Below are 25,397 nucleotides of genomic sequence, written 5' to 3'. Positions count from 1 at the left end.
TTGATTAAGCTCCAGTTTCAGCAATACACTCGCCATAATGAAACAGCCGGTAATGGCGCGGGGACAGCGCGTGCCATTGTTCGTCGCTGGTCAAAGGCAATGTCGCGATTACGCTTACGATGTCATGTGGCGTGGTTTCCTGGTGAAAGTCGATCACGACATCTTCGTCGATGAGCTTCGCTTTGCCGAATGGCGCACGCCGCGTGATCCAGTGTAGGCTTGTGCTGCAATAGGCCAGAAGATAACGCCCATCCGACAGCAGCATGTTGAAGATGCCGAAATCGTTTAATCGCCCGCAGAGCTCGCCGGCATACAGAAACAGGGTTTTCATGTCGGCCGGCTTGCGCGGGTATTTGCGATCCAGTTCATTGAGCAGCCAGCAGAAGGCGGTTTCGCTGTCCGTATCGCCGACCGGCCGGTGCTTGCCCGGTTTCAGCAGTTTTTCATAGCCCGACAACTGGCCGTTGTGGGCGAAAGTCCAGAACCGTCCCCATTGCTCGCGCGTGAACGGATGCGTGTTCTCGAGGGCCACATGGCCGCGGTTGGCCTGCCGGATATGCCCGATAACGGCGCGGCTTTTGATCGGGTAGTCCTGCACCAGCCTGGCGATCGGCGATTCGTAGCAAGGCATGGGGTCTTTAAAGGTGCGGAAACCCTTGTCTTCATAAAACGTGATGCCCCAACCGTCGCGATGCAGGCCGGTGCGCCCGCCGCGATGCATGAGGCCTCTGAAACTGAAGCAAATGTCGGTCGGGACATTCGCGCTCATTCCCAATAATTCGCACATGTCAACTTCTTAAACTGTTATGACTCCTGATGTTATTAGACGGCGGCTTATGAGGATAAATTCAATAAAGACCGCCATATGTCAGAGTCCTTTGGGTTGGGCTCGTGATGGACAGTTGCCCGTTCTGAGCCACCTCGTAAAAATCGCCCTGGACCAGATCGAATCCGGCCTGAGCGGCCAGCGCAGCCTGTTCCTTCCGCTCGATTTGCTGCAGAATGGCTTGTCCTGCGACCGAGTCGGCCAACGCTTTCAGGTTTTTCAGGGCCTGGAGTACGGCGATGCCGTCTGCGGCGTCCTGGTCCGGTTTGGGCGCGTTGATGCGCAGGTAATCCGGCGCCAGTTTGGTGATCAGATCGCGCACATTGTGGGCGGCATAGAGCGAGACGAGGTTGAGCGCTATGCGGTAACCGCGATTGCGATAATTATTCAGGCCTTCAAGCAACCGGGCAGGGTGCAGTGAGTAGAAGTTGTTGACGGTCATTGAAATCACGACATTGTGCGTGGCCAGCCCGCACTTGACGATGACTTCTTCGAAATACGCGCCATGATCGCGTTTGACGCCGAAGATATGCCGGGGGTCGACTTCCAGCACCAGCACGCCGTCGAAATGCGTGAGAGGCAGATAGTTCAGCATGTGCACCGTGCGGCATAGGCGGTCGAGATTGATGATGGATTCGAAGTCGACGGGCTGTTTTACCGCGTCGGTCAGCAGATTTTCAATCTCAAACGTTTGTTGTTGGTGGCTTTCATAGGTCGAAACGGAAATCTGCGCCGCATGGCCGGCAATTTCTTCAGGACGGTCTGCATGATGTATCGGCAGGAAAATGCTGCCGATACGGATCGGCCCGAACAGGCCGTTGATCTTGCCGTCGTCCAGAATAAAAGTCCGGACACGAGAGTGATGCTCATGTTCGAACCTGTCATTGAAGTATTCCACTAACTGTTGTAAAGGCATAAACTGGTCTCTTCGCTAAATCGGTCCAATCTAAAAAAAAGGCGGGCTAAAGCCCGCCCGGAAACATCCATGGCAAGAGGAGGAGCGACCCGTACGTTCCTGTGTATCGAATCTTAAGCACTGTTGAATGACACTGGCAGGCATCAAATGGATAAGCGAACCATTTTGTCTGCTGTTGGAACCTATCTTAATTCGCCATTTATTTTTAATAAAACGATATGATTAGATGTATTTATCTAAAAATTTGATAAAATAGCTATTCAACATCGTTCTCACGAATCAAAAAAGCAATGAATTTAAGTCAGATTGAATTGCTGCAAATCCTGCAGGAAACCAATTTAAACCTGTCCAAAGCGGCCGAGAAAATGCATGTTGTGCAATCGGCCGTCAGCCGGCAGCTGCAACTTTTTGAAAGCGAGCTGGGCTCGCCCTTGTTTGAACGCCGGGGCAAAAAGCTGATCGGTTTGACCCCGCTCGGCCGCCGGGTCATGGAGGAAGTCACGACGATCCACCAGTCAAAGCAGAATATCCGCGCGCTCGCGGCCGATTTTCTGGATAGCAACAGCGGTACGCTGCATATAGCGACCACGCATACGCAGGCAAAATACTTTCTGCCCAATCCGATCCGGCGCTTCCGGGAAAAATATCCCGGCGTCAGGATCTACATGATCCAGGCCTCGCCCGAACAGCTGATCGACCAACTGCATGCGCACAAAGCCGATATCGCCATCTGCACCGAAAAAGTCGATGAAGACGCCGGACTGGTGCTCAATAAATGCTACGAGTGGCATCATGCCGTCGTCCTGCCGCAGAATCATCCGCTGAGTACGGGCGAGATCACGCTGGAGCGGCTGGCGTCCTTCCCGATCCTGACTTATAGCTTCGGCTTTACGGGGCGCTCGAACATTGAGCAGGCCTTCAGAAGCGAAGGGCTGGAGCTTGACATCATCCTGGCCGCGGCCGACACGGATGTGATCAAGACCTATGTGCGTCAGGGTCTGGGGATCGGCATTATTGCAGGCATGGCCTATGACAGGTCGATGGACAAGGATTTGGTGGCGCGCGATCTGTCGCATCTGATTCCGAAGTCGACGACCAAGATCGCTTATCTGAAGCAGAATTACCTGCCGATCTATACGCAACATTTTATTGCCGAGTTGTTGCAGGCGGCGAGGGAAATAAAGCGTTAATGATGTAAGGTCGAATTCATTCGACCCGGGACAGCAAGAAACATCAGGGTTAATACATAGTGCGAATAAATTCGCACCTACCGTGCCAGTTATCTGAGCGGATATAACTCCAACGGAATATTATGGGCCAGCATGTGTTCCTGTCTAAAGGAACTGCGCTCGTCGCACAGGGCAGCGATCAGCGCCGCCAGTTCGGCAGATAGGCCGGTTTTATCGGTGCTCAAGAGATATGCCATGGCTTCCCCTTGTACATCAAAGCCGTTGCGGCTGGCATATTTGCTTTTTAAACATGACGTCCACATCGTCCTGTCAGGCCCCAGCCAGTGTGAGGCAGCAGGCATCGTCAATGCAATTTCAAGCCCTTTAGGGTCCATATCGCTGAATACGATGACTGTTTTGCCGGCCGCACGGCGGCGCAATAAATCATGACAGGCATCGACTCGGGCGCCGGTTACCGAATCGCCCCGGTAGATCCATAGCGCCTCATGCAACGGGGCCGGCATGATGAATTCGGCGCAGCGCGACATGATTTCCAGGTTCTCGACCACGACAAGGCTCGCATGGCCTATCTCCGTGATGCCTGATGCGAGCGCCGTCAGTCCGGCCGAGGCTATGAACGGTGCCTGTAAATCGAAATGTCGGCCGTTCAGCTGTAGCTTGCCGGCAGGACAGTTGAGCAGCACATGGTCATGGCTGGCCGGTTTTCGGGCCAGTTTTTCGTTGGGGTGGAGCCGGGCGGTATCGGTGCGGCGATCGGGCAAATCATTGACGTAGAAAGGATCTATACCCAGCTCGGCTTTTACGAGACTGCGCAGGGCGGCTTTGTCCTGGGCGGTAAAGACCAGCTTGCCGTTCCGGCTATGCCCGCATCGGTATTTTTCCAGCGCTTTGCGGCCGAGGATGCTGTCGGATCGTATCGTCGTTTCAGCGGGATTATCGTACACCAGATCGCGTATCCAGCGGTATAGGGACCGGTTCATATCAACGCACCCGCCGCAGCCGGATTTCCGAGATCAGCTGATTGCCAGTAAAGCCTGGCAGCGCATCGCCCTGCATCTCCAAGGCAATGGCCGCGCGTATGCGCTGGGGCAGGCTGCAGTAGTGCGCGAACACGATGTTCAGCCACAAGTCCGGCGCGATAGCCAGGTCGTGCTGCTGCCAGTAATGCAAGGCCGATACCTGACGCCCCTGCTCCTGCAAGGCCGACGCAAACAGTGTTTCGGTGTGCTCTTCATAGAGATCGCGCTCGTAATCTTTATGCCCAGTCTCAGCTTGGCTGACCGGCGCCGAGGCGCGGTTCATGTCGACCAGCAGCGTGGGTCTGGTCTGCCGTTTCAATTCGTGGATGATGTCGACGAATTCGGCCTGCAGGGCGGCGCGGGTCGTATCGAGGCCGGCTTTCAATCCCAAATCGGGGCTGCGGTTCAGTATGGCCGGCACGGCTGGTTCATCGGCCCAGTCCAGCGGGCTCCATTCGGGGTGCTGCTTCAGGAAGCGCGCCATGGCGCGGGTCCGGTTCGCGGTCTGCTCCTGCTGCCTTAAGGTGAACAGCAGCGTTTTCATGCGGCCGACAATGCTGGCCAGGCGCTCGACGATGCTTTTGTACTGGTCGACGAAACGGATGATTTTGCGCGACAGCTCGCTTGGGGCTGCCCAGTTCAGCCATTCGTAGCAGGCTTCCAGATTGATATGGCTGAGCTCCTCGACCAACTGCTGCGCATAGGTCAGCGCCCGCTCGTTTTCGCGGATCTTGCTGGTTAGCGAACTGACGAAGCCGAACTGGCTGGTGATGGCCGAGAACATGACGCTGATGCTGTTTTCGAGCAGTTCCAGCGATTCGTAGAGCGTGTCGTCGATCTGTTCCAGATGATATCGGGCCTCGTCTTGCTCGTTGTTGTCCAGCGCAGCGCGGTAGGCGGCGATGTCCTCCTCAATGCTGCGGATCATGCGCGCGATGTCGGTGTTCTGCCGGTAGCGCGCATTGCGCAGCAGCAGCCGGTCGATCAGGCGCTTGACGTCGGTCGTGAGCCGGTATTCGTCGGCCTGCTCGGACAGGCGCAGGATGCCGGATTTTTTCAGGCTTTCGATGGCGCCGGCGTTCTCGTCATCGATGAACACGGCACCCTGGATATAAGCCTCGGCCAGCAGCTCATCGGCGCTGCCGAGCTTTCTGATCAGCGCCGCGACCTGTTCATGATCGAAACTCATTCAAACAGCTCCGCCTGTTCGCCGCTGTCCTCATCGGCCTGATCCAGTTCCAGTTCTTCGGCATCGTTCAGAAACGCGATGACCTGATGCAGATAATCCATCTTGCCGGTAACGAGATAGGTCGAGCTTTGCGGATTGGGCTTGACCAGATAGCCGCTTTGCTCCAGCTTTTGCAGCACCCACAGCAGCTGTTCGGCGACGTTGGTTTTGGCTGTACGGAAGAGCGGCATCTGGGTCAGACGCGCCATTTGCTCGCACAGCGACGGCTCGGGCTCGATAGCCCTGAGCATCTGATGCAGGCGGATCTCGTCGCGGGCGCGGACCGGCCGGTCAGAACCCTGGGCCGTCATGACCAGGTCCATCCATTCGACGACCGGCCGCAGCTGCGAGCGGATTTCCGAGAAGGCTTCGCGGATCTGGCTGCGATTGGTTTCGTCGATGACGGCGTAGCCGGCATAGAACGCTTCGCCGCCGTCCAGCGTGCACAACGCCCGGTCCAGCGGCGCGAGATAATCCGACACTTTCTGAAAATTTTCCTGATGGCGCAGGTAGCCGTATTCGTCGGCATACGCGGTCGGGCAGATAAATTCGCCGCGCAACAGCGCTTCAACGACGCGTTTAAACATGGCTGGTCTCCCGGTGGGTCATGGGCGCCAGCAGCGCATCGAGCTTGCTGGCCGGTATCGCGACTTCGTGCAGTTTCTGCCTGTCGATCAGGTAGCGCCGGTCGAACAGGCTCAGCACGTTGCGGTCAGATGTCGGGCTGGCCGAGATGATGCGGATGTTCTGGTGGCTCAGCATGGTCATCATGGCCTCGATATTCTCGGGCGCCAGGTCGCCCAGCTCGTCGATCGGCCAGCAAACCACGGTCTGGCTCTGCTTGCGCAGCATGGCCGTCACGCCGGTGAAGAACGTGATCAGCGCCAGATAGGACAAGCCCGTGGAGCTGACGTCCTTGAGTTCCTTGGCGTTGCGGGCCTGCTTGGTATGGCCGTTTTCAGAAATGGTGAATTCGATGTCGAACAGCGACAAATGCCGGATTTTGATGCCGTCGGCCGGCAGCAGTGCCGTCAGCGCCGTCATGGCCTCGATCAGGGAAACCGGGATGTCGCTGTCGCCGGTCAGGTCGGCATGCTCGCGGTAGCGGCCGTAATTGTCGCCGAACTGTTTCAGGGCCTGCCAGTAGTCCAGATCGCTCATTTTCGAGCGCACGGTGACGGTGATTTCGCCCAGCGCCGCAAAGTGCTTTTCCTGGCTGACGTGTTTCGACAGCAGGGCGCCGGTCGATTTGATGATGCGTTCGAAGTTGCGCAGATGCTGGTAGAACGCGTTCACGTCCGTGGCATGCAGCTCGATCTGCTGGCTGGTCGCCTGCTTGACGTTGGCGACCATTTTCAGCACGTCTTTCAGCGGCTGCTCGATCTCCAGGCCGTTGTGCGCAGAGTCCGCCGCGGCTTCCAGCGCCCGGTTCCAGGCTTCGGCCAGCTGGCTGCGCTGATGCGTGTTGAACAGCTGGACAATGGTCTGCCGGCCGTTCAGCAGCGTTTTTTCCAGGCTCCGGCGTTGCTGGCCGAAGCTCTGGGCCAGCTTCTGCAGCGTGTCGGGCGCGTAATCGCGCAATGCCTCGTTGATGACCGGCGGGTGGTTTTCCAGCTGACTGATTGCGTTGTCGAGTTGCGCCAGTAGGCTTTGGGCTTTCTGCAGCGCCTGCTCCTGCTGGTAGATCAGGCTGTTGAGCCTTTCTTTGTTAGCCTTGAAGTCGCGCTCCATTTGCGCGATTTCATCTTTCAGCAGCGCCTGTTGCTGCTGGCACTCGCTGCGTTGCCGGCACAGTCTGGCGTGCTGTTGCCATTGTTCATCCAGCCAGCGCTGGTACTGCTCGGCCTGTTCCTGAAATTTTCTGGCCTGTTCCTCTTTGGCTTTCAGTTCTTCCACTTGGCGGCTCAGCTCAATGATCGTGTCATCGGCGCCGCTCTCTTTTAAGTCGGCTTGCAGGCGGGCTTTGATGCGCTGCTGCTCGGCCTGATAGCCGTCTTTTTCCTGCTGGATCAGGCCCTGTATGGCCTGAAGCCTGTTCTGGGCATCGGATTCGATGATGGCCCTGCGGGCCAGATGCTCCTGATGCAGTTGGGTTTGACCGGCGCGGCTTTCTTCGGCGACGGTTTGCAGATCCCTGTCGCAGCGCTTGATTTCGGCTTGCAGGACGTCGATGGTGTGCTGGATATGGGCGCGCGCTTTTTCGATTTCGGCCTTGGCCTGATGAGTCAGGCTTTGCTCCTGCTCGCTTAGCGTTTCTTCCTGCTGGCGCGCGCGTTGCGTGCGGTGCTCGGCCTTTTGCCGGTCCTGGCGGCTTTGCTCCAGCGTAGCGGATGCGGCGCCGAGGCTGGCTTCCGTGCGCGTGATGTCGGCCTGGGTTTCCTCGATCTTTTTGAACAGGGCCTGTTCTTCGGCCTGCAGGGCCGCCTTGGTGGCTTCCAGCTCGCGGCCGGCCAGCGCTTCGAGATCCAGGCTGAGCCCGTAGAAACTGGGTTCGACGCCGGGCATGACGGTTGGGTTCAGGTTTTTGTGTTCCAGCAGGTCGGGGGCGATGACGCGGCCGATCGTCTGCTGCCAGCCGTCGACTTCCTGCTCCAGAAAGTGTTGCAGCGTGCCTTCGGCCGGCTGCAGCCGCTTCAGGCAGGTTTCATGCTGCTGCTGGTACTGCCGCAGCTGCGCCTTCTTGTTCTTTAACCGGGTTTCGATGTCGTGGAAGGCTTCGCGCGCGGCGTAATAGGCTTTGTCGGCGGCCTGCTGCCCGTCCACGGCCTGCCTGATGGCCTGGCGTATCTCGGCCAGTTCCTGCCGGGTCTTGTCGAGCTGTTGCGCCAGCGCTTCGGGCATGGGCACATGCTGGCGCTCGCTCTGTTTGACGGCGCATTCGGTCGTCAAGTGCGCCTTTTGCTCTTTGAGCGGCTGTGTGCGGGCCTCGCTGTCCTTGACTGACTGTTCCCTGCGCTGCTGGTACTGGGTTTCGGCTTCCGCCAGTTTTTTCTCTCTATCCAGTTCTTCCGTGGCGCGTTGAGTGTCAAATGCCTGCAACTGATGAGTGTGCCGGTGCTTCAGTTCTGTCAGCTGATGTTCGTAAAGCGCCTTGATGTCTTTGGTTTTGCTTTCCAGCGCCTCGATTTCCTGTGTTTTGAGCGCTTGTTGTTCGCGGTATTGCTCGAGCAGGGCGCCCTTGATCGCGAAAGTTTCGGCATCCTGCTGTTCATAGTCCTGTTTTTTGTCTTCCAGCGCATGGATCTGGAAATCCAGGTCATTGATCTGTTTGTTGAGCTGCCGCGAGGTCTCGTTTTTGGGTTCGAGCTGCCGGGCAAAATCCAGGCCCAGTTGCTGCAGCTGCTTTTTAGTCTCGCTGATCAGCTCACTGCCTTTTTCCAGCTCGGCCTGGGCGGTTTTGTGGCTGTTGCGCGCCAGAAAATGGATGTGGGACAGCTCGCTGTGGGTGTCTTTCAGCTTTTCTGCAGCCTGCAGCAGTTCGTCGAAATAATCGCGCCTGGCTTCCAGCGACCGCGCGGCGCTGATGTCGGCCAGCCAGCCGTCGATGTGGCTTTTGCTGAGCTGGAACGGGTTGCGGCGCTGCTCCTGATCGAGCAGGCTTTGGCTGAGCCGGTCGCGCGAGATGTCGACCAGCATTTGTTTGATGACTTCGAAATCGCCGATTTTCTCGACTACGGCGCCGATGACTTTTTCCATGTGTGTGACCGGCGAGGAGGCCATCGAAAAACGCCGTTGCAGCGTGCGAATCCATTTCTTGCCCGAGTTATGGTGATGCTGGATGACGCTGCAGTAGTCGTCAACGCCCATGATGCGCGAAGTCTCGACAGGCTTGTTAAGCTTGTACTGGCGTTCGACGGCGGCGCTGTCGCGCGGCAGGCTGTTCTCGTCGATATAACAGTCGCGGTCGTAAGGCGCGTCGATGAATTTGTAGCGCGCGGTGCGCCCGTCGCTTTGCACCATGACATGGCAGACCTGGCCGAAAGGGCGCTGGTATTCGTAAATCAGGTAACTGCTGGCGCGCGGCAGGTAATGGTCGATGAAGCTTTTTTTGCTGCCCGTGCTGCCGACGATATTGCTGGGCCTCTCGCCCCAGAACAGCTGCATCAGGCGCAGAAAAGTCGTCTTGCCGGCGCCGTTCGTGCCGCTCAGGCTGGTGTGCCCGTCCACGTTCAACAGCACGGTCTGCCCGGCCCAAAAGCTGTCGATCAGGACAATGCTTGTTAATTGATAGGTTGTCGACATCGGTGTCCTTGAGTTTTTGAAACGTAACTGGCTGATGACAGGCGGGAAATAAACAATGCGGGTCTGAGAAGATGCAATCGTCTGACTTCGGTCAATAGCGGGTGTTGTTTGAAAGTTGGCGTTATTTTACCATTTCCGTTGCTTGCATGAACCCCGGATTTAAGCGCGGCGGCTGGCAAGCTTGTAGTAGAAATTTTAATCAATATGATTGATGGCCACGAATTACACGAAGAAAATCAGAAAAGAACTTCGTGTTTTTCATGGCCTTTGTGAGTTGATAAATTCAAATTGACGTGTTGCGGGCCGAATTGCAGCCGGTGGAACTGCGGAACCGGGCGCGAGTCTTTGGCATACCGGCCATTAAAAAAACAGGCGGGTTCTTTTGCCTGCGAGTCGATCATATTTGTGATGCTTTATTGAAGGAGTTCATCATGAGTGAAAACATAATATCCTGTGATCTGTTTGATTATATTGAAGTAGCCTGCCTGTACGGCTATGAAGTCAAGCTGAAGCTAAAGGATGACCAGGTCCTGATCGGCAAGGCGATCAATGTGACGACATCGGGAGACAGACGCGAATTTCTGATTATCGATAACGGGCAGAAGCAGCAGGTGGACTTGGCGCAACTGGCGTACATGCATGTGTTGACGCCCGATGCCAAATTTCACGATGTATCGTTTGTGGATATGCCGGTAAACGGCCAGGTCAGGGCTCATTAAGCCGTCTTTGAGCGTCAGCGGCCATTGCCGGGCGCGAAGCGTGCTGCTTCCCGCCGTTCAAAAGGCGATATTCTCAATCGTATCCATGTCGGTTTCGTCGAGCTCGAAGTCATAGACTTCCAGATCCTCTTCCATGCGGCGCTGGCTGGTGGTCCCGGTCAGCGGGATCATGCCCAGCTGCAGCGCGAACCGGAACACGACCTGCGGCACAGAGCAGTTCAGCCTTTCCGCAATCTGGTGCACCTTGGGGCCGCTCAGTTCAGTCACGTTGGCTGTCAGCAGTGAGAAACCCTGATAGCGTATATCATGGGCATGGCAGAGTTCGCGAATCCTGACGTCCCATTTGGTGCGCGCAAAGCACCGGTTCTGCACGAAGGCCGGCATGATCTCGGCCTTGTCGATAAGCAGCTTCAATTGGTCGAAGCCGACATTGGAAACGCCGATCAGCTTCACTGCGCCGGATTTTTGCAAAGTCTGCATGGTCCGCCACACTTCCCAATCGGCCGCGCTCAGGCCCTGGTTAACGGACGGGCCGTGCAGCAGGTAGGCGTCCAGATAAGTCGTGTTCAGATGCGCCAGCGAGCTTTCGAACGATTGTAATACCTGCGTGCTGTAGTCCGCTTTCGGATCATAGGGCAGGCGGTGGTCCTGGCTGTTCACGTAGGTGAATTTCGACTGCAGGAACAGGTCGCCGCGCTCCAGGTTCATTTCGGTTAAGGCCTGCTGGACGCCTTCGCCGACGCCGGCTTCGTAATAGTGCATGCGCTGGTTGGCCGTATCGATGCCCCGAAAGCCCGCAGTGATGGCCTGTTTCGTCAAGGTTTCGGTCTGAGCCTCTTTCCAGGCCGTTCCGTACAGAAGCGTCGGAACCCTGACGCCTCTATGCGTGACATAACGGTTGATCTTATGGGACGTATCTGACATGCCGGCCTCCTGATGCGCTGCGCACTGATTCATGGAATCGATAGTAACAAAGAGCGCAGGCCGTGCCAGGAGTTCCTGGCCTGCGTCTTAAAACTTACAGCGTGTGGTGCGACCTCAGCCGCCTAGTGTAGGCATATGAGGCGACTGAAGTCGCCCCCACAGGTTCATGTAATTCCAGGTTCAGCTTTCAAACGACAGCTTGCTGCCGAATACCGCCTGCCAGTCCTGCGTAAACTGGTCTACGGCCGGCTGAACCGCCGGATGGGCAAGCATTTGCGCTGCGACATCAACCGGCAGCGTAATCGCGGCAACGCCCACCTTTAATACGTCCACGACCTGTTGGGTGTTCTTGAAACTGGCCGGCAGGAGCTTGCTGTCCAGGCAGTGCCGGTCGAGCAGCAGCTGCAGATCAGCCACGGCGCCGGCGCCATCGGCACCCATTGCATCGATGCGGTTGACATAGGGAGCGAGGTAATCGGCCCCGCACAAGGCCGCCAGAAAGCCTTGCTGCGCGCTGTAGATGGCCGTCGCCAGCACGGGGATGTTGTCGGCTTTCATTTTCCTGATCGCGGCCAGTCCTGTTTCCGTGGCCGGCACTTTGACGACCACATCATAGGGCAGCGCATGAATTTGTGCGGCTTCCGCGACCATGCCGTCAACCGTCTGGCTGACCACCTGGACATGAAACCGGGCATAAGGACCGATGACCGCCGACACGGCGGGCAGCAACTGATTCAGGCCTACGCCGGCTTTAGCCAGGATGGACGGGTTCGTGGTAATGCCTTTCACGGGCAGGCAGGCATTAAAGCGCGCTACCTGCTCGACATCGGCCGTATCAAGATATAACTCAATCATTTTTCATACCCTCAATTAAATAGACCGAAATTCTAACGGACGTTCGCCCGAATAAAAAATAATCGACACGCAAACTCTTGTTTTATCCGGAAAATCCGGAACATATTGCCGGAAAATTGCTGTCCGGCAGGCAGTTTTTGCGGTCAGCATGACCTGCAATTTCAACAATCGGGAAAAATCCCCGCGACAGTCCCAGGTGACCTCATGACTGATGACAACTGGCTTTGCGGCATTCATTGCCGGGAAGGAAGCATATAAAAATCAAATATTAAGCTTGCCTTAAAACAATCTTTAAGGTTAATTTAAGGTTCGTGAAGTTAGAATCGAATTGTCTAAATAAAAAAAACACTACTTTATGAATAAAATCATACGAGTTGTTTCTATTTTTGTTCTATGCAGTTATTTTTCTCAGCCATTATCAACCGCTGAGGCCTCCGAACGCCACATGATTACTGCCGCTTCCAAACACAGAACGGCAAAAGCTCATAAGACGAGGCACACTTTAGGACCCTCAAGAACAGCCAAGCGCAGCATGGTTTCGTGGTATGGCGCCGATTTCCACGGTAAAAAAACCGCCAGCGGTCAACGATTTGACATGTATGCCATGACCGCCGCGCACAAGACGCTGCCTCTTCTTTCTTACGCCAAAGTCACCAATCCCAGAAATAATCGTACTGTCATCGTGCGCATCAATGACCGAGGCTCTTTCCCCGGCAAGCGAGAAATGGATCTTTCTTATGCAGCCGCCAAAAAACTTGGCATTCAAGGTCAAGGCATAGGGTCCGTGGTCGTTACGCCGATCAGCCGCGATCAAGCCTTGGCAGAAATGGGGCATGACGGTAAAACAGGCAAACGCAGTTAATATTGGCGGGGCTTTCGCCCCTGTTGCCTTTTTCTGAAGGATTTTTCAATATCTCTGGCTGATCCTGACGGCAGCCCGGTTGTTTTGTGTCGTATAGGCGCGAATTCACTGGCACTTAACCATTTGCAGTGTTTAGGGTCGAATACCCACCAGGGGCACACATATCCAAAGGGTATAAATGAATTCGACCTTACCATTGCGTAACATCAGTTATTACTCCTAAATTTCTGTGCGGCTTATTTCAAGCCACAGCTTTCGTTCACTGAAGGCCAGCGCATTTGCCGCATGCCATTATTGAGCATTCCGATTAGAATAGTCCTTCCTGCCCATTCCATGAGGTTATTGCCATGTCTGAAGCGTTAACGGTTTTGTCCCCTGTCAAACTCGGTCCCTATCAATTGCCCAACCGTCTGGCGATGGCGCCCTTGACGCGCTGCCGCGCCAGCACAGACGGCATTCCCAATGAGTTGATGGCGGAATATTACCGTCAGCGCGCCAGCGCGGGCCTGATCATCAGCGAAGCCACGCCGGTTTCGCATCAAGGCAAAGGCTATCCGTTCACGCCCAGCATCTATAATGACGCCCAGATTCAGGGCTGGCAGGCCATTACCTCGGCCGTGCATGAGAAAGGCGGGCGCATTTTCCTGCAGCTGTGGCATGTCGGCCGTATTTCTCATCCTTCATTGCAGCCGGAAGGCGCGTTGCCGGTAGCGCCATCGGCGCTGAAACCGGCCGGACAGGCCTCGACCGAGCAAGGGCCGCAGGATTTCGTTACGCCGCGCGCGCTTGAGCTGGCTGAAATCCCGGGCATTGTCGAGCAGTTCCGGCACGGTGCCGATTGCGCCTTGAAGGCCGGGTTCGACGGCGTGGAAATTCACGGTGCCAACGGCTATCTGCTCGACCAGTTTCTGCGCGACGGCACAAACCGGCGCACCGATGCCTATGGCGGCTCCATCGCCAATCGGGCGCGCCTGCTGTTTGAAGTGATTGAAGCCGTCACATCGGTTTGGGGCAGCGACAAGGTCGGCTTGCGTCTGTCGCCGCTGCAGCCGTTCAACGACATCCACGACAGCGACCCGAGAGCCACGTTCGGCTATGTGGTCGAGCAGCTCAATCGCTTCAACCTGGCTTACCTGCATATCACGGAAATGGGCAAGGAAGCGCCCGGTGCGGCGGGTCCTGCGTTCGATCTTGAGGAGTTAAGGAAGCTGTACCACGGCACTTACATGCTCAACGCCGGCTACACGGCCGAGACGGCGGCGGCCGCCATTGCCGAAGGCCGCGCCGACCTGATCGCGTTCGGCAAGCTGTTCATCGCCAATCCGGATCTGCCCGAACGCTTCGCTAAAAATGCATCGCTGAATGAGCCCGATTTCGATACGTTTTATCAGGGCGGGGCGCATGGTTATATCGACTATCCGGCTCTGGCCGACTAAAGATAGTGGCGCGCTGTTGTCTCGGTAGGGGAGGAGCAGGACGCTGATTGATAGATCAGTATTTATCCCTGGATTTGAATGGAGATCAGGCTGCGTCGCGGCATTAACGGTTGCCAGAGGCGGCAAAGGGTCAGGCTCAGCTTGAGGTCGTTTTTCATTGACAATGTGGAACACGCTGGATATTATCCGGGAAAGTCTAACAGCCCACTGATAATTTTAGTTGAAGGCCACAAAATTGAATGCTAGGAAGATTAATTGTGCTTCTGTTGGCGTCGCACCGAGTCGCTTTATCGCTTTGGGTTCCGGGCTCGCTCTTAACGCATCAGGCATCGTCAATACACGGCTGGCATTCCCTGTTCGCAAGGGGCTTCAGGCGCCGGCCCTTACTCGCTTGATTTTCCTCATCCATTTTTTCCTCTCGAGCGTTTGTTTGCGCAATAAGTCTGGGGCTTACGCTGGGTTTCCGTGCCATTCCGGCGCGAAGTGAAATTGTCGTCATGCTGTTTCTCCTTTTCTTTATGCCGGTTACATTGACATTATTCCTGATGGCTTTTTTGTCGTTTCAATGCCTTGATAGCCTTAAGCGCCGGCCCATCGGCTGTTATTGGGATCAAGGATTGGAAAAATGGATTGGGTAACGTGATTGTCGATCCTCCGACTACCTCCATGCCGCATTTCGTCTAATATTGTATTTAACATCTTTCCCTACTGGCCTTAATTATTTGTCACTATGCGTTATTTTTATATTTCCATTTTTTTCACCATCGTTTGCCTGATCGCTGCCTTTATTTTTGGCGGTCTCGAAGGCGCCGTCCTGGCGCTGATACTGGGAGTGCTGGAAGTCAGCTTGTCTTTTGACAATGCCGTCGTCAACGCCTCGGTTCTGAAACGCATGTCGCCTGCTTGGCAGCAGCGTTTTCTAACCTGGGGGATTATCGTCGCCGTGTTCGGTATGCGATTGCTGTTCCCGATTCTGATCGTCGCATTCGCGACCGGCCTGGACTTGTCGTCGGTCACCAACATGGCGCTTCATGCGCCCGAACAGTACGCAAAGCATTTACAGGAGGCGCATACCTTTATCGCCGCTTTCGGAGGCACTTTTCTGCTGTTGGTGGCTTTCTCTTTTCTGTTTGATGAAGCACGCGATACTTACTGGCTAGGCAGGCTCGAGCAAAAAGTGCAGGCGCTTGGAAAAATCGATGCGGTCGCCAGTACGCTTTCATTGATGCTGTTGCTGATTACGTATACGTTCGTTGAAGAATCGCATCAGCATGATGTCTTGTTCGGCGGCGTCTGGGGTATTTTCCTGTACGGGCTGGTCAGCAGTCTGGACCGGTTTTTCCAGGTCGAGTCGGAAGACGAAGATGCGGAGGTCATGGATACCATCAAGCAGGGCGGCGTCATGGCGTTTCTGTACCTCGAGCTCCTGGATGCCTCTTTTTCCTTTGACGGCGTGATCGGCGCCTTCGCAATTACCCGCGATATCGTGATCATCATGCTGGGCCTGGGCATCGGCGCCATGTTCGTGCGGTCGCTGACCGTGTTTTTGGTCAACAAGGGCACGCTTGATGAATATGTGTTTCTGGAGCATGGCGCCCATTACGCGATAGGGGCTTTGGCGCTGATCATGCTGATTAGCACCCATACGCCGATTCCGGAAGTATTTACCGGGTTGATCGGCGCGGCATTCATTGCCTTGTCCGTTTTGTCTTCAATTCGTTTCAAGAAAAAAGAAGCGGCGAATTCTTCTTCATAATGCACTACAGGAGATTATGCGATGGCTATTTCACTGAGCAAAGGCGGCAACATCAGCTTAAGCAAAACCGATCCGCAATTGAAAAATATGCTGGTCGGCTTAAGTTGGGATATCAGATCAACCGATGGTTCTGATTTCGATCTCGACGCCAGTGTCTTCATGGTTAAGGACGATAACAAGGTCCGGGGCGATCACGACTTTATTTTCTACAATCAGCTCAAATCGACCTGCGGTTCTGTCGAGCATACCGGCGATAACCGTACCGGTGCGGGCGATGGCGATGACGAGGTGATCAAAGTCATTCTGGATAAAGTGCCGCAGGACATTGCCAAAATCGTCGTGGCCGTTACCATCCATGACGCCGATTCAAGGCGCCAAAATTTTGGTCAAGTGCATAATGCCGCGATCCGTCTGGTCAATCAGGATACCAATAATGAAGTGACTCGTTTCGATTTGAGCGAGGATGCCTCCATCGAGACCGCCATGATCTTCGGCGAAATTTACCGGCACAACAACGAATGGAAGTTCAGAGCCGTCGGCCAGGGTTATGCCGGCGGTTTAAAAGCGCTGGCTATCCAGCACGGCATTCAGCTTTAAATCTATTTCAGAGTGTTCCAAAGAGCATATAACTCAACTACATTAAAAAAGGAGACTATCATGGCTGTATCATTATCCAAAGGCGGCAACGTCAATCTGAGCAAAGAAGCGCCCGGACTCAATAAAATACAAGTCGGTCTGGGCTGGGACGCGCGCGTTACCGACGGCGCGGCATTCGATCTCGACGCCAGCTGCTTTCTGGTAAAGGCGGACGGAAAAGTCAGGAACGATGGCGACTTCTGTTTCTACAACAACAAAAATGTAGCCGATGGCTCCGTGGTTCATCTGGGCGACAACCAGACCGGTGACGCTACAGGCGATGATGAAACCGTCAAGGTCGAGCTTTCAAAAGTGCCGGCGGACATCGACAAGGTGGTTTTTTCCGTCACGATTCACGAAGCCGACACGCGCAATCAAAACTTCGGCCAGGTTTCCAAAGCGTACATTCGAATCGTTAATGAAGAAAACGGCACCGAAATCGCCCGCTTCGATTTGAGCGAGGATGCCTCCATCGAAACGGCCATGATTTTCGGGGAAATCTATCGCAGCGGCGCGGATTGGAAATTCAAGGCCGTAGGCCAGGGCTTCGCGGGCGGCTTAGGACCATTGGCTTCATCTTTCGGCGTTAACGTTTGATTTTGCCGGGGGAAATTCATGCAGCTTCGTAAAGGCCAAAGGCTGCCCTTGGAACAGTTATTGTCCGAAGACTCGCGAAATGGATCATTTCAGATTCAAGTCGGCATGACGGGTTTGACCGCCGAAGTCGATTTTTCATGCTTCGGCATCGATAGCGATCAGAAATTATCCGACGATCGCTACATGACCTTTTTCAATCAGCCGAAAACGCCTTGCGGATCTGTCTCAATTTCCCTCATGGACAACCGGATAAACGGTTTTTATTTTATATTGCAATCCTTGCCGGCTTCGATAGACCGGCTCGTGATTACTGCCGCCATCGACGGCCCGGAGACCATGGGTCTCGTGCAATCGGGATTTCTTAGACTGGTTGCGGCAAACAGCCCAGTCGCGGAATTCGCTTTCGAGGGCAAGGATTTCCATAATGAAAAAGCCCTGATTCTGGGAGAGCTTTACCGGAAGGACGGCGGTTGGCGTTTTTGCGCTACCGGCCAGGGATTTAACGGCGGTTTGCCGGCTCTGGTGCGGCATTTCGGCGGAGAAGTCAACGATGAGCCTAACGAGTCCGATGCCGTTCCCGCCAAGTTATCGCTGGAAAAGAAAGTGGCGCAGGCCGCGCCTAAACTGGTCGATCTCGCCAAGAAAGCCTCGATTTCCCTTGAGAAAAAACGCTTATCGAACGTCGTCGCCCGGGTCGGGCTGGTTCTCGACACGTCCGGATCGATGACCGGCCAGTACAAGCGAGGCCGCGTTCAGGATGTCGTCAACCGGATATTGCCGCTGGCTGTCCATTTCGATGACGATGGAGAACTCGATGTCTGGGCCTTTTCCGCAAAGTCACTGGCCTTGCCGGCCGCCACCCTGAGCAACCATGCCGATTACATCGACACCGTAAACGGCGGCTGGCGTAAATGGGGCATGCTTTCCTACAACAATGAGCCCGAAGTGATCAGGGATGTTCTGGCCCACTATAAAAATACGCAGATTCCGGTTTTTGTCGTTTTTATCAGCGACGGCGGCGTTGACCAGAATGCAAAAATAAAAAAACTGTTGACCGAGGCTTCAGCGCAGCCCATTTTTTGGCAGTTTGTCGGTATAGGCGGGCGCAATTACGGCATTCTTGAAAAACTCGATACGATGCCTGGCCGGGCGGTCGATAATTGCGGATTTTTCGCCCTGGATGATCTCGACAGCGTATCGGAACAAGAACTCTATGATCGTCTTCTTCGTGAACTTCCGGCATGGTTCGCCGAAGCGAAAAGCAAAGGCATCATCAATTAATTATTAATTCACACAGGACTTACCTATGGCAATTTCGTTACAAAAAGGTCAAAAAATATCCCTGGACAAGGAATCCGGGCAGGCGCTCACTAAGGTGATCATGGGACTGGGCTGGGATGCCGTGAAAAAAGGCGGCTTGTTCGGCGGTTTTTCAGGCGGCGGCTCAGTCGATCTTGATGCTTCCTGCATCCTGTTCGGCGAAGACAACAAGGTCGCCGATACCGTCTGGTTCAGGCAGTTGAAAAGCCGCGACGGCAGCATCGTGCATACCGGCGACAACAGAACCGGCGAGGGCGACGGCGATGACGAGCAGCTTATCGTCGATCTGTCGAAAGTGCCGGCCTCTATCAAGTCCCTGGTCTTCACCGTCAACTCCTTTACCGGCCAATCTTTTGACTCGGTTGCAAATGCCTACTGCCGCCTGGTCAATGCCGCCAATCAAAATGAAATCGCCCGTTATACATTAACGGCCCAGGGCGCGCACACGGCGCAAATCATGGCTAAAGTCTACCGGCACAATAATGAGTGGAAAATGCACGCCATCGGAGAATCTTCCAGCGGCCGCACTTTTGAGCAATTGGTTCCGGCCATTATTCCCTATTTATAATCGGCCCGTTCATGCGCATCTGGTTTAATAAAACCTTTTCCTCCATTCACTCCGTTTTAAGAAACCTTCGCCAGACCGATACGGAAGGCGCTATCACGCTGGTTTTCTCGCACGAACACCGTTATGCGCCCGGCATGGCGGTGGCTGATGAAATATTTATCGAGCCTGCCGGGTTAAGCGGTACGGAATACCTTGACTGGGCCGTTGATTTCTGCCGGCAGCAGCGCATCGATTTATTCTGGCCGGGCAAGGAAGCGGCATTGATCGCTGAACACCTGGCGCGGTTTATGTCTCAGGGGACGCGTGTCGTTTCGGTAGCCGATCACGCGGTTCTGACGTTATTGAATGACAAGGCGGCGTTTTATGCCGATCTCGATCATAGAGTCGCGCTGCCGCCCGATTCGGTGCCGGTGAACACGTTTGACGAATTCGACAGGGCGGTCGACATGCTGCGCCGCAAACATGACAGGCTTTGCGTCAAACCCGCCATATCCGTGTACGGGCTGGGTTTTCGTGTGCTTGACGATGCGCGGCCCAGTATTGCCCATTTGCTTAAAGGCGTGAGCTATCAGATACCCTCGAGCGAACTGCGTTTTGGTATGGCGCAGTCACCGCGGTTCGATACGTTGCTGGTCATGGAATATTTGCCCGGGCATGAATGGAGCGTCGATTGTGCGGCTTCTCATGGCAGGCTCTGGTGCGCCGTGCAGCGGAAAAAACCGTTGACCGCCGGCCATGCCCAAATCATCGACAGCCAGCCGGAAATCGCCGGCATGGTTGAGCGTCTGACGGCGCATTACGGCCTGAACGGGTTGTTCAATATCCAGTTTAAGGAAGGCGTCGATGGACCGCGTCTTCTAGAGATCAATGCCAGACCGTCCGGCGGTGTTGGCATGGCCTGCCTGTCCGGCGCCAACCTGGCAAAAATAGCGTTGCAGGCCGTCAACAATGAAAATCCGCCCCGGGAGCTTGCGTCCACGGCCATCGCTTACGGCATGCGCGTGCGGGAAATCAACACGCCGGTCGTTGTGGAAGAGGCGGCGCTGTGATGGGAAAATCCCGGCATCAGGTCGTCGATCTCAGAACCGGCCGTCTCCATGTCATGACCGAGCCAGGCCGCGTGCCTTTGCATCGGCTTTTGGGGTTCGCATCGCGCATTAACAGCAAGCGCGGATTCCTGTTGGTCAGCAAAGTTTTGGGCAAGCATTATCCGGTTTTACCGAGAACCATGGCCTGGTCCTATCGCGCGCTGGCCAGAAAGCTTCTTGATCAAACAGATTTTTCGGCGCCCTCGCTTTGGGTGGGCATGGCTGAAACGGCGACCGGCCTGGGCTATGGCGTTTTCGAGTCGGCTTACAATCTGGGCGTGCGCAGCGCGCTGTTCATGCAAACCACGCGCTATCACCTGGCCGGCGGCGACCGGCTCGCATTTATTGAAGAGCACAGTCACGCCACCGATTTTTTCCTTTATTATCCTGAGCATGAAAAAGACTGCGCCACATTTTTAAACGCCAGGCAATTGGTCTTGATCGATGACGAAATCAGCACCGGCGCGACTTTTGCCCGGTTGATAGCGGCGTACCGTGCCGTTAATCCGCGGCTGGAAAAAGTCTTCATCGTCAGCCTGGTCAATTTCGCCTCGCCCGAGCACCGGCACCGCCTTGAAGCTTCGGCCGGCATCCCTGTACAGTGGGTCAGCCTGCTGGCCGGGCAATTGCGTTTCGATCCGGTTGATACGGATCAGGAACAATTTCGCGATAACACCATCAATGTCGCCGGCAACGGCTTGTGCAAGCGCGACATCTTGGCCTGGCCAGGTCGCCTGGGCATGGACCGGCCGGTGCGCTTCTCCGATTTGAACGTCGCGGGTTTGTTGGTCTTTTTGCCGGCGCGGCCGGACAATCGGCCGATCCTCGTACTCGGCACCGGTGAATGCAATCCGCCGGCCTTTCTGTTGGGACGCTCGCTCGAGCGTCTCGGTTATCGCGTGATTGTCCAGGCCACGACGCGCTCGCCCATTTTTCCGGAAGGCGCGATTGCGTCAAGAATTCAATTCACCGACAACTATCAGGACGATATCGACAATTTCCTTTACAACGTCGATGCAGACGATTTCAGCCTGATCGTGGCCTGCCACGAAACCCCGCGGGTACCGGGCAATACTAGCCGCGGCACCGATTTCATTGGGCTGTTAAAACAACTGAACGCGGTCGGCGCGCAATTTTCCTATCGGGACAACAATGCAGAGCTTCATTTTTATCGACCTTGACGATACGCTGTTTCAGACGCTGCGCAAGTGCGGACCGCTGGCGGATCGAGACGGGCTGCAGCCGCGCGCCTATCTCAAGGACGGCTCGCCGCTATCATACGCCACGCCCAAACAGGCATGGCTGTGGCAGTGGCTTTCAGGCGCCGGCCGCATGATTCCGGTCACGGCGAGGGATTCTGACGCGTTTTCCAGAGTCGATCTGCCTTTTACCGAGGAAGCGGTTCTGAATCACGGGGCCGTCATCCTGGATAAAAACCGCCGGATCGATCCGGAATGGCAAGGCTATATGGCCGATGTTTTGCCGGGCTATCACCGCGATCTTTTTGATCTTTGGGAGCAGGTTCATTGCCATGCGCGCCGTGATCCGGCGCTGAATCCGCGATTAATCAAGGATTTCGGCGTCACCTGGTATGGCGTCATCAAGCACGCGGCGGCGGACGAGGCGGCACTGGACAGGCTTCTGAATGCGGTGATCAGGCCGCACGAATCCGTGTTGTCAGGCCGGCTTTACTATCATCTCAACGGCAATAATTTGGCCGTCCTTCCCGATGTGGTAGGAAAAGCTCGGGCGGTCGGCTTTTTAAAGGCCCGCTATGCAGACCTGCACGGGCCGATAGTCACCATCGGCATGGGCGACAGCAAAACCGACCTGCCCTTCATGTCGCTCTGCGATTACGCCATGATTCCCAACGGTACGCAGTTAGGGAGGCTCTTCCATGACGCCTGATTATTTCTCGGGCAGTTATCCCGCGGAGGATGTGCGCTTTTTGCTGAAGCCCATTCGCATCGAAAACACGCCGGTAAAGGTGAAGGAAGCCCTGATTCAGGCCGGTAAAAAGCATTATTCGCAGATGCTCACCCATGAAAAACTGCCTTCCCAGGATTATCTGGACCTTTTCAGCCGCGCGCTGGCCGACAACCGGGCATTGGTGGCCAGACACACGCTGATCCTGGCTAAACGGATCAGCGAGACGCGCCCGAACGGCATTACCCTGGTTTCCCTGATGCGTGCGGGCACGCCTGTCGGCGTTTTATTGAAGCGCGTGCTCGGGCGGTATTTTGATGTCGATGCCGACCATTATTCGATTTCGATCATCCGCGACATAGGCATTGATGAAAATGCGCTTCATCATATTCTTGCGCACCATGCGCCGGATTCCATCGCGTTTGTCGACGGCTGGACCGGCAAGGGCGTTATTTCCAGGCAGCTGGAGATCAGCCTGAAACGCTTCGCGGAAAAGCATCGGATTACTGTTCCTCCCGAGCTTTACGTGCTGTCCGATCTTGCCGGCACTGCTTTCGTGTCGGCATCGGCGGAAGACTATCTGATTCCGTCCAGTATTCTTAACGCGACCGTGTCGGGCCTGGTCAGCCGGTCCGTGATCGACAAAAGGCAATTGCTTGAGACGGACTATCACGGATGTCATTTCTACCGGGATTATGCCGATGCCGATCTTTCCAGGGATTTTGTCGACTCGATCATGAGCGTTGCCGATGAAATCATGACGCAGCCGGCGTCGCCCCGTTTCGATCCCGAGCTGCGCCTGTCCGGCGAGGCGGTGCCCAAGCAGGTCCTGAAGGAACAATCCCGCCGGTTTCTTGCCTGGATTCGCGACAGCTACGGCGTTGCCGACCAGAATCTGATTAAACCCGGCATCGGCGAATCGACCCGGGTTTTTCTAAGGCGGGAAGCGGATCTGTTGCTGGTGAGGGCGCGTGAAGATTCCGCCGTCAAACATCTGATTTATCTTGCCGAGACAAAGAACATACCGATAAAGTCCTGCCCGGATCTGCCTTATCGAGCTGTCGCTTTAATTAAGGAACTGACATGACAATAACAAGAAGGTCCTTTCACCCGCATTTGACGGAAAAGCTTTCGGGCTGGGCGCTGGGGGCGCCTTTATACGTGCCGGCGATGCATCCTGACCTGCTGAAAATCGCCAACGCGGAGAAGATTTCGTTTATCCGGACCATGATAATCTGTACCGAGGATGCCGTTGCCGACAGAGATGTCGAGTTGTCGATCCGGAATCTGCGCAATTTTTTGCCGCTTATCAGCTCAATCGCCGACAAACGCCGGTTTATCCGGCCCAGAAATCCGGACGTACTGAAGCGCATTCTGGACTTGCCGGGCATCCATAAGATCGACGGCTTTGTGTTGCCCAAGTTTGACCGGACCAACCGCGACCAGTACCTGGACGCGTTGCGGGGTTCCCGGTTCCTGATCATGCCGACCCTGGAAACGGCTGACGTTTTCGACCCCGGCGCCATGCGCGAGCTTGCCGTGTCGCTGGCCGAAGACACCATGAAACCCCAGATCCTCCTGATCCGGATCGGCGGCAATGATCTGTTGAATTTATTGGGACTGCGCCGCCCCCGGGGCATCACCCTATACGAAACACCGTTGTCCGGTGTTATCAGCCAGCTCGTCACGACTTACAAGCCGCTCGGCTTTTCGCTCTCGGCGCCCGTGTATGAATACCTGAGCGATAAAGAGACGCTGGACCGGGAGGTTCGCCTGGACATGGCGCACGGGTTGGTAGGCAAAACCGCGATTCATCCGGAGCAAATACCGATGATAGAAAAGCATTATTCGGTTTCCTGCCAGGATCATGAGATGGCCTTGTCCATCCTGAACCGCGATATGCCGGCCGTGTTCAGGATGCATGACGCCATGTGCGAGGTCTCCACCCATTCGAACTGGGCGCGGCAAATTCTGCAGCGCTATCATTGTTATGGCCTGGATCAGGCGGCCATGGACATCGGTTATCTGTCGCCCACTTCTTCCTATGCCTGATTTCTAAAAACACGTATGGATTAGCCATGAACGCGCGCAAAGACCTCGTCTCCGGACAAAATATCACCCTGGCGCATCATGACCTGCATGTCATGATCATTCCCGCTCAAATGCCGCCTGACCTGGCATTGGACACCAGCGCCTTTCTGTTGAATGAAACGGAAAAGGTGGGCTCGGACAAGGATTTCGTGTTTTTCAACCAGCCATCCAGGCTGGATCAGGGCATCGAGCTGGACTGCAACAGTCATAAGCTGACGCTGCATCTGGACCGCGTGGGAGCTCAGATCAATAAAATCGTCTTCACCTCGACTATTTTTCAGGGCAACCTTAAAGGGCTGGCTTTCAGGGATGTGAAAAAAATCACCGTGCTGGTCAAGGATTTTCTGTCGGGGATCGAACTGGTTTCGTTTGCGCTGGATACCTCGTCATTTTCAGAAACGGCGCTGATCTTCGCGGAACTGTACCGGCATCAGGGAAATTGGAAATTCCGGGCCATCGGCGCGGGCTTTGTGGGCGGACTGGAGCCCTTGGCCAAACATTACGGCGTCGATGTCGGGGAAGGGGAGAGCGCCGCTCAACCGCCGATTCAGCCCGTATCTCCGCCAAAGCCGATCAATCTGAGCAAGGTGACGCTGGAGAAAAAAGGGCAGTCCATTTCCCTCGACAAAAAGCCCCAAGGCCAGCTGGGAAAAATCCATGTCAATCTAAACTGGAATAACACACCGACCAAATCCCCCGGCTTTTTCTCCCGGTCCAAAGGCGGCATCGACCTTGACCTGGGCTGCCTGTTCGAGTTTCAGGACGGCTCGATCGGCGGCATTCAGGCCTTGGGAAACTGCTTCGGAAATTTTCACCAGTTTCCCTATATCGAGCTGGATCAGGATGACCGCAGCGGCACGTCGGTAACCGGCGAAAACCTGGCGGTCAATGGCGATTACTGGCATTTATTCCGGCGTGTTCTGATTTTCGCCTTCATTTACGAAGGCATTCCGAACTGGTCGCATGCCGATGCCGTGATTACGATAAAAAACAGTGGGCAGGCGGATATCGAAGTCAGGCTGGACAGCCACCGGAATGACCAGATGATGTGCGCCATCGCCATGCTGGAGAATATCGAAAACAGGGTGGTGATCACCAAGCTGGTTGACTATTTCAACGGCCACCGGTCTTTGGATGCCGCTTACGGCTGGGGATTGAATTACGCAGCCGGATCCAAGTAATTAATTTTTTAACAGAA

General features: G+C 55.2%; 23 protein-coding genes. 15 read left to right on the top strand and 8 right to left on the bottom strand.

From position 1 onward, the window contains the following. Window positions 1-4 precede the first annotated feature (4 nt). Complete coding sequence (locus ACTNE6_RS19325) at window positions 5-787, bottom strand: class II glutamine amidotransferase (protein WP_442497942.1); 783 nt, start codon at window positions 785-787, stop codon at window positions 5-7. A 61-nt stretch (window positions 788-848) separates the two neighbouring features. After that, the gene (locus tag ACTNE6_RS19320; protein ID WP_442497941.1) at window positions 849-1,742 is read right to left on the bottom strand and encodes a hypothetical protein; all 894 of its coding nucleotides are present in this window, start codon (window positions 1,740-1,742) and stop codon (window positions 849-851) included. 290 nt (window positions 1,743-2,032) lie between these two features. On the opposite strand from ACTNE6_RS19320, the gene ACTNE6_RS19315 reads away from it, so the two are divergent. Further along, window positions 2,033-2,932 carry a LysR substrate-binding domain-containing protein gene (locus ACTNE6_RS19315; protein ID WP_442497940.1) on the top strand — a complete coding sequence of 300 codons (900 nt, stop codon included), beginning with the start codon at window positions 2,033-2,035 and terminating at the stop codon, window positions 2,930-2,932. Between the two features lie 89 nt (window positions 2,933-3,021). Here the strand turns inward: ACTNE6_RS19315 and ACTNE6_RS19310 are convergent, their stop codons facing one another. Genes ACTNE6_RS19310 through ACTNE6_RS19295 form a run of 4 tightly spaced genes read right to left on the bottom strand, consistent with a single transcriptional unit; the run spans window position 3,022 to window position 9,421 of the window. Further along, window positions 3,022-3,912, bottom strand: coding sequence for a DUF7281 domain-containing protein (locus ACTNE6_RS19310; protein ID WP_442497939.1), 891 nt, complete (start codon window positions 3,910-3,912; stop codon window positions 3,022-3,024). A 1-nt stretch (window position 3,913) separates the two neighbouring features. After that, window positions 3,914-5,140 carry a hypothetical protein gene (locus ACTNE6_RS19305; protein ID WP_442497938.1) on the bottom strand — a complete coding sequence of 409 codons (1,227 nt, stop codon included), beginning with the start codon at window positions 5,138-5,140 and terminating at the stop codon, window positions 3,914-3,916. Continuing rightward, the gene (locus ACTNE6_RS19300; protein ID WP_442497937.1) at window positions 5,137-5,766 is read right to left on the bottom strand and encodes a condensin complex protein MksE; all 630 of its coding nucleotides are present in this window, start codon (window positions 5,764-5,766) and stop codon (window positions 5,137-5,139) included. The genes ACTNE6_RS19305 and ACTNE6_RS19300 overlap by 4 nt, the downstream gene beginning before the upstream one ends. Further along, window positions 5,759-9,421 carry an ATP-binding protein gene (locus tag ACTNE6_RS19295; RefSeq protein WP_442497936.1) on the bottom strand — a complete coding sequence of 1,221 codons (3,663 nt, stop codon included), beginning with the start codon at window positions 9,419-9,421 and terminating at the stop codon, window positions 5,759-5,761. Before ACTNE6_RS19295 ends, ACTNE6_RS19300 begins: the two co-directional genes overlap by 8 nt. Before the next feature lie 431 nt (window positions 9,422-9,852). On the opposite strand from ACTNE6_RS19295, the gene ACTNE6_RS19290 reads away from it, so the two are divergent. Then, window positions 9,853-10,140 (top strand): Rho-binding antiterminator, encoded by a 288-nt coding sequence (locus ACTNE6_RS19290; RefSeq protein ID WP_194971129.1) that lies wholly within the window; start codon window positions 9,853-9,855, stop codon window positions 10,138-10,140. Window positions 10,141-10,197: 57 nt separating this feature from the next. Here ACTNE6_RS19290 and ACTNE6_RS19285 read toward each other — a convergent pair whose 3' ends face one another. Then, complete coding sequence (locus ACTNE6_RS19285; protein WP_442497935.1) at window positions 10,198-11,064, bottom strand: aldo/keto reductase family protein; 867 nt, start codon at window positions 11,062-11,064, stop codon at window positions 10,198-10,200. A gap of 180 nt (window positions 11,065-11,244) precedes the next feature. Continuing rightward, window positions 11,245-11,919 carry a fructose-6-phosphate aldolase gene (locus tag ACTNE6_RS19280; protein WP_442497934.1) on the bottom strand — a complete coding sequence of 225 codons (675 nt, stop codon included), beginning with the start codon at window positions 11,917-11,919 and terminating at the stop codon, window positions 11,245-11,247. Window positions 11,920-12,451: 532 nt separating this feature from the next. On the opposite strand from ACTNE6_RS19280, the gene ACTNE6_RS19275 reads away from it, so the two are divergent. The 13 genes from ACTNE6_RS19275 to ACTNE6_RS19215 all read left to right on the top strand — a co-directional run bounded on the left by ACTNE6_RS19275 (window position 12,452) and on the right by ACTNE6_RS19215 (window position 25,380). Beyond that, window positions 12,452-12,781, top strand: coding sequence for a septal ring lytic transglycosylase RlpA family protein (locus ACTNE6_RS19275; protein ID WP_305076260.1), 330 nt, complete (start codon window positions 12,452-12,454; stop codon window positions 12,779-12,781). Window positions 12,782-13,128: 347 nt separating this feature from the next. After that, window positions 13,129-14,217 carry an alkene reductase gene (locus ACTNE6_RS19270; RefSeq protein WP_442497933.1) on the top strand — a complete coding sequence of 363 codons (1,089 nt, stop codon included), beginning with the start codon at window positions 13,129-13,131 and terminating at the stop codon, window positions 14,215-14,217. Between the two features lie 730 nt (window positions 14,218-14,947). Beyond that, the gene (locus ACTNE6_RS19265; RefSeq protein ID WP_194971134.1) at window positions 14,948-15,973 is read left to right on the top strand and encodes a DUF475 domain-containing protein; all 1,026 of its coding nucleotides are present in this window, start codon (window positions 14,948-14,950) and stop codon (window positions 15,971-15,973) included. Window positions 15,974-15,994: 21 nt separating this feature from the next. Continuing rightward, the gene (locus tag ACTNE6_RS19260) at window positions 15,995-16,570 is read left to right on the top strand and encodes a TerD family protein (RefSeq protein ID WP_194971135.1); all 576 of its coding nucleotides are present in this window, start codon (window positions 15,995-15,997) and stop codon (window positions 16,568-16,570) included. A 60-nt stretch (window positions 16,571-16,630) separates the two neighbouring features. Further along, on the top strand, window positions 16,631-17,206 hold the full coding sequence (locus ACTNE6_RS19255; protein WP_442497932.1) for a TerD family protein: 576 nt from the start codon (window positions 16,631-16,633) through the stop codon (window positions 17,204-17,206). An 18-nt stretch (window positions 17,207-17,224) separates the two neighbouring features. Next, window positions 17,225-18,487 carry a vWA domain-containing protein gene (locus ACTNE6_RS19250; RefSeq protein ID WP_442497931.1) on the top strand — a complete coding sequence of 421 codons (1,263 nt, stop codon included), beginning with the start codon at window positions 17,225-17,227 and terminating at the stop codon, window positions 18,485-18,487. Between the two features lie 25 nt (window positions 18,488-18,512). Then, entirely contained in the window at window positions 18,513-19,094 is a 582-nt protein-coding gene (locus ACTNE6_RS19245) for a TerD family protein (RefSeq protein WP_442497930.1), read from the top strand. Window positions 19,095-19,105: 11 nt separating this feature from the next. Next, window positions 19,106-20,143, top strand: a complete 1,038-nt coding sequence (locus ACTNE6_RS19240) for an ATP-grasp domain-containing protein (protein ID WP_442497929.1) — start codon at window positions 19,106-19,108, stop codon at window positions 20,141-20,143. Then, entirely contained in the window at window positions 20,143-21,363 is a 1,221-nt protein-coding gene (locus ACTNE6_RS19235) for a phosphoribosyltransferase domain-containing protein (protein ID WP_442499721.1), read from the top strand. Before ACTNE6_RS19240 ends, ACTNE6_RS19235 begins: the two co-directional genes overlap by 1 nt. Beyond that, window positions 21,335-22,090, top strand: coding sequence for a hydrolase (locus tag ACTNE6_RS19230; RefSeq protein WP_442497928.1), 756 nt, complete (start codon window positions 21,335-21,337; stop codon window positions 22,088-22,090). Before ACTNE6_RS19235 ends, ACTNE6_RS19230 begins: the two co-directional genes overlap by 29 nt. Further along, a complete protein-coding gene (locus tag ACTNE6_RS19225; protein WP_442497927.1) occupies window positions 22,080-23,195 on the top strand; it encodes a cysteine protease StiP family protein in 1,116 nt (371 codons plus the stop codon). The genes ACTNE6_RS19230 and ACTNE6_RS19225 overlap by 11 nt, the downstream gene beginning before the upstream one ends. Then, complete coding sequence (locus ACTNE6_RS19220) at window positions 23,192-24,160, top strand: HpcH/HpaI aldolase/citrate lyase family protein (protein WP_442497926.1); 969 nt, start codon at window positions 23,192-23,194, stop codon at window positions 24,158-24,160. Before ACTNE6_RS19225 ends, ACTNE6_RS19220 begins: the two co-directional genes overlap by 4 nt. Window positions 24,161-24,186: 26 nt before the next feature. Then, entirely contained in the window at window positions 24,187-25,380 is a 1,194-nt protein-coding gene (locus tag ACTNE6_RS19215; RefSeq protein ID WP_442497925.1) for a TerD family protein, read from the top strand. The last annotated feature ends 17 nt before the right edge of the window (window positions 25,381-25,397 follow it).

Source organism: Methylobacter sp. sgz302048, from assembly GCF_052162025.1.
Lineage (GTDB): Bacteria > Pseudomonadota > Gammaproteobacteria > Methylococcales > Methylomonadaceae > Methylobacter.
Note: the sequence above shows the minus strand (reverse complement) of the source record. Positions and strands in the feature narration are given on the sequence as shown.